Here is a 13,978-nt window from a genome sequence, read left to right as displayed (position 1 = left end):
TGAAAACCATGCCCCCACATGCCGATCGCGCCCATATCCACCGGGAAGTGCAGCGCCTGCGCCAGCTTGCCACGGTGCTGGACGCCGCCTTCCGCATTCCCGGCACGAAAGCCCGCTGGGGGCTTGATGCGCTGATCGGGCTGCTGCCGGTGGGCGGGACGACGGTGATGCTGCTGCCGTCGCTCTATATCGTATGGAAAAGCTGGAAACTGGGGGTACGCGGCGCGGTGCTGGGGCGCATGCTGGCCAATGTCGCGGTGGAGACCGCAGCCGATCTGGTGCCGGTAGTGGGCGATGTATTCGATGTCGCGTTCAAGGCCAACCTGCGCAATGTCGCCTTGCTGGAACAGCATCTGGGTCTGGGTTCGGTCTAACGGATTATTTAAACAGGCTGTCCCGGATCGGTGCGCCGGTAATGGCGCGGTCCATTCGGTGTGGCGATACGGCGCAGGGGCAATCTCGGTCCAGCCCATCATGATTTCATCAGGGCGTCGCAGACACATGAATCATAACTGACCGAAATCCCCCAATTTATTTTCGGTCAGGCCCCAACAGATACCGGGCTGTCTATCGGCGGATCAGGAAGGCGGCGCCCATTTATCAAGCTGGTTGATCATGGCCTGCGGCGTCAGGCTGCGGGCGTCACCCAGTACGAGGGCATCGTCCCGGTTCACAAGCTGTCCATCGGGGGTGAAGACCAGAACCGCCGGAATGGCTTCGATAACCACGCCATATTTCCGCGCTATGTCCGCATTGCTGTTGTAGCGTTCCCCATTGCGTGGCGCGTTTTTGTCACGGTTGACGTTTATGGGAACCACCACGAAGTTCTTTTCGACCCATGGCGCCACATCCGGCTGTGTCAGCACGCCCGCGAATATGCGGCAGTCCGGGCACCAGTTGGCCCCGAAATCCAGCAGCACCCTGCGTCCCGTCTGGCGTGCAAGCGCGAAGGCCGCGTCCACTGCCTGCTGCGCGCCTTCCGCCGGGCCATAGGGGGCGGTCACGGGTCTGACGCTGGCATCGCCTATCTGTGGCAGCGATCCGGCGGCCATGCAGGCGGAAGCAAGCGGTACCGGGACTGTGGCCAGCAGCAGGGCCAGTGCAAGGGAACCGGGTTTCATGGCAGGCCACCTTCCTCGGGTTAATGATCCGGTGCCGGACCATCTGTGACGGGACCGTGCGGGAGAAAAATACAGATCCCGTCCGTGATTTGATGTGGTCCGTGGCATGCGGTCATATGCCTTGAATTGTGCCGCATGGGCCGGACCAGTTCCTTTCGGATATAGGAAGAACCGGCTGGCCGGTCAATAAAATATCACGGAAAATCGCGTTGTTTTTAAATAACTATTAATAATGTATAAATGGCCGTGCAGCGTCTCTTTCCGCCCGCAGGGCACCCGCCCCGTCACGGCCCCTAGACGTCAGGGGCGTGGCCGTTAAACTGCGCCGCGCCTTGCCGCATGCCATTTGGAAGAACTGCCCACCATGACCCATTCCCCCCTGCAACAGGTCATTGCCGCCCTTACGCCCCTGCTGGGCGAGCGGATTACGCATAATGATTCCATCCGTACCCAGCACAGCCACGGCGAAGGCTGGATGCGCGCCAACATGCCCGAAGCGGTACTGTTCGCCCGCACGACGCAGGAAGTCTCCGCCATCGTGGCGCAGTGCCATGCCCATCGGGTGCCGCTGGTCCCCTTCGGCGCGGGCACGTCGGTTGAAGGGCATGTTACCCCGCCGCCCGGCGCGATCAGCCTCGACCTGTCGCAGATGACCGACATACTCCAGGTCAATGCCGATGATCTGGACTGCCGCGTGCAGGCTGGTGTGACGCGGCAGGCGCTCAATGCACATCTGCGTGACATGGGACTGTTCTTTCCCGTCGATCCGGGCGGGGAAGCAACAATCGGCGGCATGTGCGCCACCCGCGCATCGGGCACGGCGGCGGTGCGCTACGGCACGATGCGCGAAAACGTCATGGGCCTGCGCGCCGTCATGGCGGACGGAACGGTGGTTGATACCGGGGGACGGGTGCGTAAATCCTCCACCGGCTACGACCTGACCGGGCTGCTGGTCGGTTCGGAAGGCACACTGGGCGTCATAACCGAAATCCAGCTTCGCCTGCATGGCATTCCCGAAACCATGGCCGCCGCCGTGTGCCAGTTTCCCACGCTGGATGACGCGGTGCGCACGGCGGTTGCGATCATGCAGATGGGCGTGCCCATCGGCCGGCTTGAACTGCTGGACGATGTGCAGATGGATGCGTGCATCCGCTATTCCGCGCTGGAAGGCTATCAGCGGCTGACAACGCTGTTCTTTGAATTTCAGGGTTCCCCCGCCAGCGTGCGCGAACAGATTGCAATGGTGGAGGAAATCGCGGGCGACAATGCGGGCCTCGGCTTTACATGGAGCGAAAGCCAGGAAGAGCGCACCCGCCTGTGGAAAGCCCGCCACGCCGCCTACTGGGCGGCCCTTGCCTACCGTCCCGGCCATCACGGGCTGGCGACGGACGCCATCGTGCCCATATCCGCCCTGACCGAACTCATGACCGGCGTGAAGGAGGATATCGGCAGATCCGCCCTGTGCGCGCCGATCGTGGGGCATGTGGGGGACGGCAATTTCCATACCGTCATCCTCGTCCCGCCGGAGGAAGGCGGATACGAACGCGCGCTGGAACTGGACCGCCGCATCGTGCGCCGCGCGCTGGCGCTGGGCGGATCATGCAGCGGGGAACATGGCATCGGCACCGGCAAGATCGAGTTCATGGAAGCCGAACACGGCGCGCCCGCCCTTGGCGTCATGCGTGCGATCAAGCATGCGCTGGACCCGTATAACATCCTCAACCCCGGCAAGATGCTGCCGCCCGCGCTGGCCTGAACCCGCAGGCAGGAGCCACCATGTCCGTCCCGACCGATACCGCGCTTGCGCATGCGCTGGACCTGCTGCGCCGGGGCCAGTTCGCCCATGCCCGCGCCGTGCTGGAGGTCTGTCCCTCCGGCCCGCGCGTGGAAATCCTGCTGGCTCATGCCCATGCGGGCTGCAACCGCGTGCATGAAGCCGCCCGGCTGCTGTGCCGTCAGGCCCATGCCAATCCCGGCGCGCGCCACCCAGCACGCGACATGCTGGACCTGCTGCTGCCGCATGACCGGGTGGAGGAAGCCGAAGCCGTGCTGCGCGCCGTGCGTCAGCGCGCGGGCCGCGACATCCGCACGCATGACATGCTGGGCGAACTGCTGCTGCAACGCGGCAGAACGGCAGAGGCGCAGGCGGTGCTTGCGGACGGCCTCAGCCTGTCGCCCGCGCAACTGACTACCGGCAACCTCATGGCCGTGTGTTTCATGGAACAGGGGGAATTCGCCGCAGGCCATGACCTGCTGCGCTACATCCTCAACCACCACCCCGACAGCGCGATGACACATGCCAACCTTGCGCACCTGCTGGCGGCATGGAACCGCACGGATGCGGCGCTGGAGGCCCATGGCCGCGCGCTGGCGCTGCGCCCCGATGATCCACAGCTACGCATGAACCACGCGCTGACCCTGCTCAAGACCGGGCGGATGGATGAAGGGTGGGATGAATATGAATGGCGGCACCGCCTGCCCGGTCGCCTGCGGCTGCCATCGGCGGGACTGCTGCCCGTTCTGGAACCCGATGCGGACCTGCGCGGGCGTAGCGTGCTGATCACGCGCGAAGGGGGCCTGGGCGATATGCTCATGATGCTGCGCTTCGTGCCGGTGCTGGCGGATATGGGCGCGCGGGTTTATGTGCAGGCCCCCCTTACGCTGCATGGCCTGATCCGGCGCATGGGCTGTGTCCGCCGCGTGTTTGATGACCGCCGTCCCCCGCCTGCCCATGACTGGCACTGTCCGTTCCTCAGCCTGCCGCGCGCGCTGCGCCGGACAGCGGGTCATGCGGGATGCAGCGTGCCCTACCTGCGGGCCGAACCGGCACTGGTGCAGTACTGGGCGCCGTTCCTGCCCACCGGCAACGGCCTGCGCGTGGGACTGGTATGGGGCGGGGCCAGCCGCCCGGACGTGCCCGCGGCCCACGCCATGGACCGTCGCCGTTCCATCCCCCTGCGCGCGCTTGCGCCGCTGGCGGGCATGGCGGGGGTCAATCTGGTCAGCCTGCAGATGGGCACCTATGCCACGCAGATGCGCGACATGCCCGCTGGCATGCGGCTGTATGACCCGATGGAAAGCGTGCGCGACATGGATGACACGGCCGCGCTGATCGCCGGGCTGGATGTGGTGGTGTCGGTCGATACGGCCATCGCCCATCTGGCGGGGGCGATGGGGTGTCCCGTCATCCTGCTGGACCGTTTCGACAACTGCTGGCGGTGGCTTTCAGGCCGGACGGACAGCCCGTGGTATCCCAACCTGCGGATCATACGCCAGCTTCGCGCGGGACAGTGGGATGATGTTGTCCGCCGCCTGTGCAGCATGCTGGCCGTGCGCGATCTGCCCCCATCCGCCACGACGGCCCGGCCCTGACGATCAGAAGCGGAAGGCGAAATTGGACTGGTAATACGTGCCGCTGGACCCGCCCGCCGCGTCCAGCCCGCGTGAGGTCATGAAGCGCGAGACATACTGCGTCCATGACAGGTGCGTATTGATCTGCCATGCCAGGGATGCCTGCGGGGCCATGCCGATGAACCGGCCATGGAATGTCTGCGCGAAGCTGTAATACCCCGTTGAGCGATAGATCGGGTCGCGCACGCTGTCGCGCCAGAACAGCGGGTATTTCAACTGGATGCTGACCGAACTGCACGGCGTGATGCGCACCAGCGGCGCAAAGCCGATCAGGTTGGACGGGTTCATGTAAGTGGTGGTGTCGAGATAGCCGGTCTGTGGACTGAACGGCGCGGTATAGGTGCCGATCGTGCCACTGCGCCGCGCGGCATCCCCGCCCGAATAGACATCGGCCTGAATCCCGGCAAAGCTGTGCAGCACCGGATCGGGCAGCCGGTAGCCCAGCGTGGCGTTGATGGCATATGCGCTGACCCCGCGCGCCGTGCTGGTGGCCGCCGGACGGAACACCCCGCCCTGCCACACGCCGCCAAGCGAGAATTCGACCGGCCCCGCCACGCCATGCCAGCGCGTGCCAAAGGTATTGCGTGTGTTCGACCCCGTAACCGCCCCGTCCGGCCCCGCGATCACGCCCGTCGCCCCTGCCAGTTTGTAGCCGATATAGAACGCATCGACGAAGGAATAGCCCTTCTGCCCCATGAAGGTGAAATCGGGCGGCGCCCATGTCGCATTGAAACCGTACAGCCGGGATGCGTAGTTTTCCGTATCGTGAAACATCGCGCGTTCATTGTCGTAGGTCTGCACGAAGTCCCAGCCGTCGATACGGATGCGCGACCAGATCATGTAGGAGCGGAACCCGTTCCACGAAAGCGGCACGCTGGGCGTATCACGGTTATATATGATGTAGGACGGCGCATCGAGAAACTGCTGGCGGCCAAACATGAAGCCGCTTTTCGCCCCCAGCATGGTCCATCGCGTCTCGACAAAGGCCTGCTGCGCGTCCAGCCGCTTGCGGTAGGTCGAACCATAGCCATACCCGCCCCAGCCGCCCGCATCCGCGTTGACCAGTTGCCCGAAAAACCGCAGATGCGGCCCGATATGCAGGTCCGCCCCATACAGGTTGCGTATGGTGAAACGGCCGGAATCCGATGGTTTCTGCGTACCCAGCATCGGGCGGCTTTCAAACCAGTTCCGCGCCCGCGTCTCACCCGAAAAGCTGATCCAGACCGACCCGCTACGGGTAAGGGGAATGTATTTCAGCACGTCGAACGGGTCATCGTGCTTCGGGTGGTCGCGCAGGCTGCTCCAGTCTTCCGCCCATGGGGCCACGCCGTAGCGGCCAATGGGGCCGAAGCCCGCGGCCTCGCCATTGTCGCGGTTGAATATGCCCCAGTCATAGGGATGGCCGTTCTTGCGGTTTTCCGCGCCACTCAGCCGGTAGGGCTGGCCGATGGGGTTGGCGTGGGGATAGATCTGGATGGGCGGGCGCGGGCGCACATGCACCGTGATGTTTTCCGGCGCGGTGGTGGTGGCCTGTCTGCCATCCACCTGCACGCCATCAGCGGCGCGCGCGGCCACCCCGTAGGCCACGCCAATGGCCGCGGCCAGAAAAGGGATGGCCGTGCCCGTCCGCAGGGCGCGGCTGTGCCTGATACGGCTCATGATGAAGGATACGATACCCCGAACGCGGCCCCCGCCTGTATGGGCAGGAGGCCTGCATCCGCTGTGGTTGCCCGCGTCCCGTTTCAGTCCAGCCGGACGGACGGGCGGACAAACACGTCCAGCCAGTCCACAAGGCACGAAATCGTGCCGCGCACCGGCCCGTACAGTTCAAACTGATGCTGGCGATACAGCATGAGGTGAACCATCCGCGCGGACAGGCCATGCAGCCAGCCCCCGCCGAACACGGTGCCACCGGGGAACGTGCCCCAGCCATTATAATCACCCAGCGCCACGACCGCGCCCTTGTTGCGGAAGGTGAAGGCAGGCAGCGGCTTGCCATTCATCCACTGTGGCAGGTAGCGCGCCAGATGGTGGGCCTGCTGGCGGGCGGCCTGCGCCGTGGGGGCGACGGGCTTTTCGGCGATGAAGGCGCAGTCCCCCATGGCGAAGACGTTGTCGTCCTCCATCACCTGCAGGGTGGGACGGACTTCAAGCTGGCCGGAACGTGACAGTTTCAGCCCGCCGAAATGGCTGGTCACGTCCGGGGCCTTGACCCCCGCCGCCCATACACGCAGCGTCGCGGGAACGCGGCTGCCGTCCTTCAGCACAAAGCCGTTTTCATCCGCGCCGCTGACCATGGCGGATGTGCGGACACTGACGCCAATCGCCTCAAGCTGCCTGACTGCCGCGTCCGACACGGCCTCGGGGAAGGCAGGCAGGATGCGTGGGCCTGCTTCCAGCAGGGTGATGCGCAGCTTGGGCGGCTTTTCGCCAAAACTGTACAGGGATGCGATATCCAGCGCCTTGTGCAGTTCGGCGGCAAGCTGGGTGCCGGTCGCCCCCCCGCCCACGATGGCGATGTCCAGCGCCTGATGATTGGCGAAGGCGCGCAGCAGTTCCATGCGGAACCGGTCGTTAAAGCCGTTGGCATCCACCAGATTGTCAATGAACATGCAGTGTTCGGCAACGCCGGGTGTGCCGAAATCATTCGCCCGGCTGCCGATGCACAGTACCAGCGCGTCATATTCCAGCGTGCGGGCATCAACCACCAGTTCCCCGTTCGCAGGGTCGCGGATGGGGGCGAGGGCCAGCGTTTTCGCGCTGCGGTCTACTGCCGTGATCTCGCCGGGCCAGAACTCGAAATGGTGGCGGCTGGCCTGCGACATAAAGCTTATGCGGTCATTTTCGTTCGCGGCCGTGCCTGCGGCGAAGCAGTGCAGCATGGGTTTCCATACATGGGCGAAGCTTTTGTCCACCAGGGTGATTTCCGCACGCCCCGCGCGTCCGACCGAATTGCCCAGCCGCGTGGCAAGCGCAAGCCCCGCCACACCACCGCCAACAATCACGATCCGAAACTTCTGTGCCATTTCAATAATGCTCCAAACCCGCTTGCACGGCGTCCCGGTCCCGCATGGGAACCCCGATACGCCTTGTTCGTGTCAACTCTGCCGCCCGCGACCATAGGGGATGCATCGCGTGCCTGAAACCGGCACAGGCCCGAATTCGCACACCAATGCGTAACGGTCGATCCCGGTCATGCGGTTTTTTCCCTCCATGGCGGGAAAAACCGGCGGGTGAAAGCGGGCGATCAAAAAAAGCCGATCTGTCCGCACCCGTGGCGTCCGCCCGTTCATACAGGACACCCGCCGCGCTGAACAGGACGAAGCTTACCCGCCCCGCCTGCCCCCGACAAAGGCCGCTTCGGGCGCGGAAGCAGCGCAGGCCCCTGCCCGCCAGCCGGTAACAAGCCCGCGCACCTTCGCCGCCAGCGCGTCACGCCCGGCCAGCAGGCGTGTGCTTTCGGCATGGCGGATGGCATCGTTCTGGCCCAGCAGCGCGGTTTCATACCCCATCTGCCGCCCCATTTCGATATCCGGCATGGCCGATAACGGCGCATAGGATACGCTGACCCCCAGCGTCTGGCCGCGCATGCGCGTGGCATTGCCCCCAAACGCCACGGTTGGCGCGGCAGGCGTCGCCCCCACGCTGAACTGGCCACCCTGCGTGAACGTGCCGCTTAACTGCACCGTCACGTCACCCGCGATCGTGCCCACCACCGGGTCGGGCGTGCGCTGGGCGCACTGGATGGCCTGCACGTTGCGGGTGAAGCGGGCGTCCTGCTGCGGTGTCCACGCATCCGCATGCGATACCGACACCACCCCCGCCTGCGCGAGGGAGGACTGGATACCCGCCATGGCGGCGGGAATGGTGGTCCGCACGCCATCAGGATGCCCCCCGCAGCCCGACAGGGCCAGCAGGACACAGATGATGGAAACGGCGCTGCCCCGGCGATTACGCATGCAACGTGATCCCTGTTTAATGGAAGGAGAAAGCGGATAAGGCTGCACGGACCTCATCCCGTCCCGGCCAGATAGGCGTCGTTCGCCGCGACCAGCGCCGCCCAGTCATCGCCCACGGGATACAGGCTTCCGGGCGCGTGTAACTGCCGCCATGCCAGGCCATGCGCTTCCATGATGCGCGATCGTACCCAGCGCCACGTCGCCTTCTGCGTGGTGCCCCATGTCAGCAGCGTTACAAGATCGGTGTCATCCGTGCCCGCGTAGTCCCATAGCAGCAGGCAGTGCCCGCCTGCGCTGCCCGGCGTGGGGTCGCCGTGGCCCGGCGGGCCGTGCGTATCCCATACGGGGGACAGGTTGCCGGCTTCATCTTCCCACATATCCGCCTGCGCAAGCTGCACGCCCAGATAGGCGGCGGACAGGCCGGCGGCGATGTTGCGCACCCCGTTCAGGTCGGACGGATCGGCACTGCCCCACAGGGGAAACAGCGTCTGGTCCGCCAGCGCGTAGCCATCGCGCAGGGCCGTGGTCAGCACATCGACCTCGACACCCCCGCCATCCGTGGCGGGATCGCCCTGCACATAGCCGGTGGAACGGGCATAGAACCGCACCGCATCAGACGTATCGACGCCAATGCAAAACCCCGCCAGCGCCGCCGTGGCGTGCAGGTGATTGCCAATGCCCGCCGCCGTGCAGTCGCCCAGCGTGTCATTGCCCAGCATGGCCGGGCGCGGGTCGATCCGGCTGCGGTCAAGCAGTGGCGGGGCCGGACGGGCGATGAAGCCGCGCATGGCCGCAAGGCGCGGCTGACCGGGACGGGGTCGGGCCGGGTGGCAGCCAAGTCTGCGTATCATTGTGGAAACCCTGCAAATATGCGCATCGTTGGTACGGATGCGAAAAGGGGAGAATCACATGCGCGACGAAGACGGAATCCTGACCGAGCGGGCCACCCTGCTGGATGAAATCCGTTCGGACGTGGAGCGCCTGTCCACCGCCATGGACCAGGACGGCGCAATTACGGACGCCCTGCGCTCAAGCACCGCGGCACTGGCGGACAAGCTGGACGCGCTGGCCGACCTCATGCGCATGCGCTACTAGGAGGCGGCGGCGCGCCTTATTCCAGCCCGCGTGCGCGCAGCCGCGCGGCCATAAGGCAGGCATGGACCCGGATCGGCACGATCACCAGCAGCCCGATCAGCACGACCATGCCGCCCGCGCCCGTCATCACGCCCGCCGCGAAGCCGTTCATGCCCGGCCTGCGACAAAGCGGTCGATGGTGGCGATCGCGCCGCGTTCCGGCGGGGGCGGACGCGTCATGGCCGTGGCGCTGTCCACCATGGCGCGCAGCAGGGCGATCAGCGTGGCTGCGGCCCCTGCCGCAGTCCGTGCATCGGACGCGACCGAACCGGTGGCGGTGACGGATGCGGCGGTAATGGTCTGGACCACCAGCGTATCGATCTGCGTCACATCGGACAGCAGGCTGTCAAACGCCGCCTTCACGCTGCTGTTGTCGCAGGTGACGGATGTGCTGGTCCCCGCCGCGGCGCGGAAAGAGTCCAGTGCGGATTTCAGTCCCGCAATCACCGTGCCCGCCAGCGCCACGCTGGCCGGACCCATGGCCGTCGCCACGAACGGAATGGTCAGGGCCGTGGTGGCGAAGGACAGGATGGCGGTGCCGTAATCCTCCACTTCCGCGACATTCAGGGTGATGGTGGTGACGTGGCCGGTCGTGGTGGTGGAACAGGCCGCCAGCGGGAAGCCGCTGGCAAGGATACATGATGCGCGCAGGAAAGCGCGCCGGGATGAAGGGTTCATCTGGCGCTCCGGTAAGGCCGCCGGTCGGGCGGTGATGGTTTGTTACTGTTTGCACGGGACTGTTTCGGCGCTGCCATACGGGTGTTACGCCACGGGACTTTCATGCAGGAACGGTCGGGGCTATCGGCCATCCACCTGGGCCCCGACCGCGTCAGCCCCCGCGGCTGGCAGCCCCGTCTGGGCAGGTGGTCTTCTCCCCGCACAGTCACCTGCCCAGCGGTGGTTCCCGCGCCGCCTCCGGCGAACGGACGTCCTGCCCGCGTCCGGGCAGGACGGGTATGCCCGCATCATGCACTGCCTGCCGTGCCGCCGCTTCGTCACCCCGCGATACGGGAATGCCCGATACGCCCGGCTTCAGGCGGCTTTCGGCCCAGCCGATATTCAGCCCGATCGCCGAAATGACATGATAGACCGCAGCCCACCGGCCGCCCGCCACAGGGGGCGGCACCGTGGCCGCGATGGTGCCGCAGGCGATGACGAGCATGGCGGCGTAGAACGTGTACTGCTCCGGCACTTCGGTCAGCAGCAGCGCGAAGACGGCCCCAAGGCCGCCCAGTCTGGCGGTTGTATTCATGTCATGTCCCGATGGCTTGCTGGAACAGGGCGACGTGTCGCGGGTCCGCCTCCCCTGCCCCCAGACTGGTGTTGTAGATACGCTTCCACATCCGGCACATGGCCACGGCATCGGTGGCGGCGGGCAGCGGGTCGGGCGCGCGGTAATACTTCACGCGCGCCATGGCGCAGGCATAGGCCATGTTGGACGCCATCTGCGCCGCCCCCGCCGGCCACTGCCCGCGTAGCAGCAGCAGGTGACGCCGCAGCCCCGCCAGCCGTGGGGCGGGCAGGAATGTCGCCCAGATGTCGTCATGGGTGAACGGTTCCATCTGCCACAGCCCCAGCGCGAGACCGGGTCCGCCATCCGTTACCTGCCGGATATACGCCAGGCCCGTTTCGGCCAGCGCGGTGCCGGTCAGCAGGCTGGCCGCCGCATCACCGCCCAGCCCGATCAGGTCCAGAACGGGGGTTACGATCTCGCGCCGGACCTGCACGGGGCACAGGCCGGTCATGGCCCGTAGCCCAAAGCGCGGCGGCACAACGACCATGCCGCATCGCCCACCTGCCCCCAGCCCAGCAGGCCGGTGGCCAGCACGATGAAGGTCATGGTCATCCATGATGTCAGCTTCAGGCCGCCTTCGATGCTGGACAGGCGGCCTGATATTTCGGTGTCGCGTTCGGCGGCGTTTCCGGCCATCACGTCCACGCGGGCCATGACCTCGCGCCGGGTCTGGGCCGCGTTGTCAGCCACGGAGCGGGTCAGGTCGCGCCGCAGGTCGGAAAACTGGACGGACAGCACATTCAGCCCGTCGCGCAGGTTGTCGTGGCCGCCTTCGACCTTCGCCAGCCGTTCGCGCACCCGCGCCAGATCCTCGACCGTGGCGCAGCGCATGGATGGTGCGGCGACCGGTGGTACTGTGGTGGTTTCGCTCATGTTTTTTCTCATAAAAAAACCGCCTCAGAGGCGGTCGGGCGGGCGCAGGATCGGCAAAAAGGGATCAGGATGCGGCAGGCGGCGTATAGGTGCTGCCCACGGGATATGTGCCTGCGGCATCGGGCGCATAGGCAAATCCGGCCGGCACCGTAATGCCCGACAGGCTGGACAGAAGCTGCGTGGCCACGACATAGCCCACGGGCTGCGCCGTAATGGCGGCGGGCGTTACCGTCTTGCCGTCCGGTCCGATATAGGATGCGGGCTGATAGGTTCTGGCGACAGTGCGGTAGAGGATGTAGTTCTGGTACCCAGAGGCGGCACTACCGGCAGACGTGGTCGTTCCTGACATGGGATATTCCTTGAGTTGCTACGAACCGATGACCAGCACCTGAACCGTGACGGCGGCGGTCCAGTTCAGGTCCTGCAGGTTATCGGCATAAATGGTGACTTCGGTAAGGGAGGACGGAACGACATTGACGGACGGAATCCACAGCGTGCCGCCCTGCGTCCCGCCAAGGGCATTGCCCTTTGAAAACTGGATGGACTGCGTCAGGGCCTGCGGCAGGGTAACGCTCACGCAGCCCGCGCCGCCATTATTCGGATTGGCGATCGAGGCCTGAAACGTCTGGATAACCAGACCACCGATCTTCGTAACCGACACCGTATCCGATGTTATCGCGGCACTGCATGGGGCATATGTGCTGGTCCTGCCGGAACCGTCGGGCACGACAAGGTTGCCCGCGCCATCGGTGCTGATGTTCAGGACCTTGTTGAACCCCGTCCCCGGCGCGCTTTTTACCAGCGAGAAACTGACCCCGTTCGCACTGGCCCACGGGGTGCCGTCGCCCACGAAATAGTTGAACAGCGTGATGGGCGCGTTCACCCCGTCATTTTCAGCATTTGTCGGGACACGCGATGCAATCCCGCTGGCGAATACGCTGTTCGTATCGGCCTGCTGTGTCTGGAATGACGTCAGGTTGGTCTGGAGCGTGGTGACATCGGTATAGTTCGCAATGCCATTGAACACGTTCGCCGTGCCGTTGCTGAATACGGCAATGGGGCGTCCCGTGCTGGTCTGGAAATAAAGACCCAGTATCTGGTAATCGCTGGTCCCTTTTCCATATATCCCGGAAACGCAGTTACTGATGTCAGACGACAGGGTGCAGTTCATGTCCGACTGGTTGCCGATCGCCGTGGTCAGGTTTGTCTGGATTGCCGTATCAGCATCCTGCCGGGCGGATGCCTCGCCCGTTACGTCGGTGTAGTTGGCGATGCCATTGTAAACGGTCGTCGTGCCGTTATTGAACACCGCGACCGGGCGCCCGGTGGTGGACTGCTGGTAAAGCCCCAGCATCTGGTAGTCGGGGGCGCTTTTGCCATACGTTCCCGACAGCAGGCCGCCTGCGTCACCCCCGTTGACGCTGACGCGCATTATCCCCGGATAGCTGGCGTCCTGCCCCAGGCTGACCTTGTCGCCGGTCTGATCCGGCCCGCCGCCCTGCTGGACCGGGGTGAAGCCAAGCGCGTCCTGCTTGGCGGCCTGTAGCTGCGGGATGGTGTCGTAAAACGGCGCGCCCGCCGCCTGCGTGAGCATATCCGCCGTAATGGCCGAAGCCCCCGCGGGCACCGTCACGGTCCACAGCGGGTATGCGCCAGCGGGAACGGATGCGCCAATTCCCAGTTGCGCCAGATCCTGCCGCACGGTGGGCGCAGTGGCCCCGCTGTTATCCGACCCCGCATAGGTCACGGACGGGTTTGCCGCATTGTAGAACGGCAGCACCGTATCGTCCGCATCCTGCGTAACGGGCGTGACATACACGGTGTGGACAGCCCCGGCCCCCGGCACATCCAGCGTGACCGGGTCGCGGCTGACGTACTGGTGCACGAGCGTACTCGGGACTGCCGCCAGCGTGCCGTAAGACGACGCATCGACAACGCCCGGCGCAATCAGCGATCCGGGCGCCATGATCAGCGCCAGACCAGTTCCCGGCGCGCAGGCGAAGCCGGACGCCGCGACAGTGGCCTGACCATACGCCATGCCAGCCAGGTGCCCCATGCCAACATATGCGTTACGCTGGGCATTCAACTGGTCACTGTCCATCGGAATCTGGGCAGGGTACACGATCTGCCTATCCATTACCTCGAAGCCTTTCACAAATATGGTGCGCGAACAGATGTACCAGCGG

At 65.2% G+C, this 13,978-nt stretch carries 16 protein-coding genes; 4 read left to right on the top strand and 12 right to left on the bottom strand.

Features of this window, described 5'->3' with window-relative positions:
- The first annotated feature begins 8 nt into the window (after nt 1–8).
- Nucleotides 9–374, top strand: coding sequence for a DUF4112 domain-containing protein (locus KSAC_RS02215; RefSeq protein ID WP_243705268.1), 366 nt, complete (start codon nt 9–11; stop codon nt 372–374).
- Nucleotides 375–578: 204 nt separating this feature from the next.
- On the opposite strand, the gene KSAC_RS02210 is transcribed toward KSAC_RS02215, so the two are convergent.
- The gene (locus KSAC_RS02210; protein WP_132303948.1) at nt 579–1,121 is read right to left on the bottom strand and encodes a thioredoxin family protein; all 543 of its coding nucleotides are present in this window, start codon (nt 1,119–1,121) and stop codon (nt 579–581) included.
- Between the two features lie 364 nt (nt 1,122–1,485).
- Here KSAC_RS02210 and KSAC_RS02205 point away from each other — a divergent pair, with 364 nt between their 5' ends.
- Both KSAC_RS02205 and KSAC_RS02200 read left to right on the top strand, forming a co-directional pair.
- Complete coding sequence (locus KSAC_RS02205; protein WP_132303946.1) at nt 1,486–2,877, top strand: FAD-binding oxidoreductase; 1,392 nt, start codon at nt 1,486–1,488, stop codon at nt 2,875–2,877.
- Between the two features lie 20 nt (nt 2,878–2,897).
- Nucleotides 2,898–4,493 carry a glycosyltransferase family 9 protein gene (locus tag KSAC_RS02200; RefSeq protein ID WP_132303944.1) on the top strand — a complete coding sequence of 532 codons (1,596 nt, stop codon included), beginning with the start codon at nt 2,898–2,900 and terminating at the stop codon, nt 4,491–4,493.
- A 3-nt stretch (nt 4,494–4,496) separates the two neighbouring features.
- Here KSAC_RS02200 and KSAC_RS02195 read toward each other — a convergent pair whose 3' ends face one another.
- From KSAC_RS02195 to KSAC_RS02180, 4 genes are all read right to left on the bottom strand, one after another.
- Nucleotides 4,497–6,191, bottom strand: a complete 1,695-nt coding sequence (locus KSAC_RS02195) for an alginate export family protein (protein ID WP_132303942.1) — start codon at nt 6,189–6,191, stop codon at nt 4,497–4,499.
- Nucleotides 6,192–6,274: 83 nt separating this feature from the next.
- Entirely contained in the window at nt 6,275–7,558 is a 1,284-nt protein-coding gene (locus KSAC_RS02190; RefSeq protein WP_102323750.1) for an NAD(P)/FAD-dependent oxidoreductase, read from the bottom strand.
- Between the two features lie 300 nt (nt 7,559–7,858).
- On the bottom strand, nt 7,859–8,491 hold the full coding sequence (locus KSAC_RS02185) for a hypothetical protein (RefSeq protein WP_132303940.1): 633 nt from the start codon (nt 8,489–8,491) through the stop codon (nt 7,859–7,861).
- Between the two features lie 53 nt (nt 8,492–8,544).
- Nucleotides 8,545–9,342: a hypothetical protein gene (locus KSAC_RS02180; protein ID WP_132303938.1), complete on the bottom strand. Its 798-nt coding sequence runs from the start codon at nt 9,340–9,342 to the stop codon at nt 8,545–8,547.
- A 58-nt stretch (nt 9,343–9,400) separates the two neighbouring features.
- Here KSAC_RS02180 and KSAC_RS02175 point away from each other — a divergent pair, with 58 nt between their 5' ends.
- On the top strand, nt 9,401–9,586 hold the full coding sequence (locus KSAC_RS02175) for a hypothetical protein (protein ID WP_102323753.1): 186 nt from the start codon (nt 9,401–9,403) through the stop codon (nt 9,584–9,586).
- 16 nt (nt 9,587–9,602) lie between these two features.
- Here KSAC_RS02175 and KSAC_RS17700 read toward each other — a convergent pair whose 3' ends face one another.
- The 7 genes from KSAC_RS17700 to KSAC_RS02145 all read right to left on the bottom strand — a co-directional run bounded on the left by KSAC_RS17700 (nt 9,603) and on the right by KSAC_RS02145 (nt 13,929).
- The gene (locus KSAC_RS17700) at nt 9,603–9,737 is read right to left on the bottom strand and encodes a hypothetical protein (protein WP_257997525.1); all 135 of its coding nucleotides are present in this window, start codon (nt 9,735–9,737) and stop codon (nt 9,603–9,605) included.
- Nucleotides 9,734–10,303: a hypothetical protein gene (locus KSAC_RS02170; RefSeq protein ID WP_132303936.1), complete on the bottom strand. Its 570-nt coding sequence runs from the start codon at nt 10,301–10,303 to the stop codon at nt 9,734–9,736. The genes KSAC_RS17700 and KSAC_RS02170 overlap by 4 nt, the downstream gene beginning before the upstream one ends.
- 205 nt (nt 10,304–10,508) lie before the next feature.
- A complete protein-coding gene (locus KSAC_RS02165) occupies nt 10,509–10,877 on the bottom strand; it encodes a hypothetical protein (protein WP_132303934.1) in 369 nt (122 codons plus the stop codon).
- A 1-nt stretch (nt 10,878) separates the two neighbouring features.
- Nucleotides 10,879–11,406 (bottom strand): hypothetical protein, encoded by a 528-nt coding sequence (locus KSAC_RS02160; RefSeq protein WP_341812784.1) that lies wholly within the window; start codon nt 11,404–11,406, stop codon nt 10,879–10,881.
- On the bottom strand, nt 11,367–11,792 hold the full coding sequence (locus KSAC_RS02155) for a hypothetical protein (RefSeq protein WP_102323757.1): 426 nt from the start codon (nt 11,790–11,792) through the stop codon (nt 11,367–11,369). Before KSAC_RS02155 ends, KSAC_RS02160 begins: the two co-directional genes overlap by 40 nt.
- A 64-nt stretch (nt 11,793–11,856) precedes the next feature.
- A complete protein-coding gene (locus tag KSAC_RS02150) occupies nt 11,857–12,141 on the bottom strand; it encodes a hypothetical protein (RefSeq protein ID WP_102323758.1) in 285 nt (94 codons plus the stop codon).
- A gap of 18 nt (nt 12,142–12,159) precedes the next feature.
- A complete protein-coding gene (locus tag KSAC_RS02145; RefSeq protein ID WP_132303932.1) occupies nt 12,160–13,929 on the bottom strand; it encodes a hypothetical protein in 1,770 nt (589 codons plus the stop codon).
- Between the last annotated feature and the right edge of the window lie 49 nt (nt 13,930–13,978).

It is taken from the genome of Komagataeibacter saccharivorans (genome assembly GCF_004348195.1).
In the GTDB taxonomy this organism is placed as follows: Bacteria; Pseudomonadota; Alphaproteobacteria; order Acetobacterales; family Acetobacteraceae; genus Komagataeibacter; species Komagataeibacter saccharivorans.
Note: the sequence above shows the minus strand (reverse complement) of the source record. Positions and strands in the feature narration are given on the sequence as shown.

Excerpts from the sequence above, each read along its gene's own strand:
- KSAC_RS02215 (WP_243705268.1), top strand. The coding sequence starts at position 9 with ATGCCCCCACATGCCGATCGCGCCCATATCCACCGGGAAGTGCAGCGC.
- KSAC_RS02210 (WP_132303948.1), bottom strand. The coding sequence starts at position 1,121 with ATGAAACCCGGTTCCCTTGCACTGGCCCTGCTGCTGGCCACAGTCCCG.
- KSAC_RS02205 (WP_132303946.1), top strand. The coding sequence starts at position 1,486 with ATGACCCATTCCCCCCTGCAACAGGTCATTGCCGCCCTTACGCCCCTG.
- KSAC_RS02200 (WP_132303944.1), top strand. The coding sequence starts at position 2,898 with ATGTCCGTCCCGACCGATACCGCGCTTGCGCATGCGCTGGACCTGCTG.
- KSAC_RS02195 (WP_132303942.1), bottom strand. The coding sequence starts at position 6,191 with ATGAGCCGTATCAGGCACAGCCGCGCCCTGCGGACGGGCACGGCCATC.
- KSAC_RS02190 (WP_102323750.1), bottom strand. The coding sequence starts at position 7,558 with ATGGCACAGAAGTTTCGGATCGTGATTGTTGGCGGTGGTGTGGCGGGG.
- KSAC_RS02185 (WP_132303940.1), bottom strand. The coding sequence starts at position 8,491 with ATGCGTAATCGCCGGGGCAGCGCCGTTTCCATCATCTGTGTCCTGCTG.
- KSAC_RS02180 (WP_132303938.1), bottom strand. The coding sequence starts at position 9,342 with ATGATACGCAGACTTGGCTGCCACCCGGCCCGACCCCGTCCCGGTCAG.
- KSAC_RS02175 (WP_102323753.1), top strand. The coding sequence starts at position 9,401 with ATGCGCGACGAAGACGGAATCCTGACCGAGCGGGCCACCCTGCTGGAT.
- KSAC_RS17700 (WP_257997525.1), bottom strand. The coding sequence starts at position 9,737 with ATGAACGGCTTCGCGGCGGGCGTGATGACGGGCGCGGGCGGCATGGTC.
- KSAC_RS02170 (WP_132303936.1), bottom strand. The coding sequence starts at position 10,303 with ATGAACCCTTCATCCCGGCGCGCTTTCCTGCGCGCATCATGTATCCTT.
- KSAC_RS02165 (WP_132303934.1), bottom strand. The coding sequence starts at position 10,877 with ATGAATACAACCGCCAGACTGGGCGGCCTTGGGGCCGTCTTCGCGCTG.
- KSAC_RS02160 (WP_341812784.1), bottom strand. The coding sequence starts at position 11,406 with ATGGTCGTTGTGCCGCCGCGCTTTGGGCTACGGGCCATGACCGGCCTG.
- KSAC_RS02155 (WP_102323757.1), bottom strand. The coding sequence starts at position 11,792 with ATGAGCGAAACCACCACAGTACCACCGGTCGCCGCACCATCCATGCGC.
- KSAC_RS02150 (WP_102323758.1), bottom strand. The coding sequence starts at position 12,141 with ATGTCAGGAACGACCACGTCTGCCGGTAGTGCCGCCTCTGGGTACCAG.
- KSAC_RS02145 (WP_132303932.1), bottom strand. The coding sequence starts at position 13,929 with ATGGATAGGCAGATCGTGTACCCTGCCCAGATTCCGATGGACAGTGAC.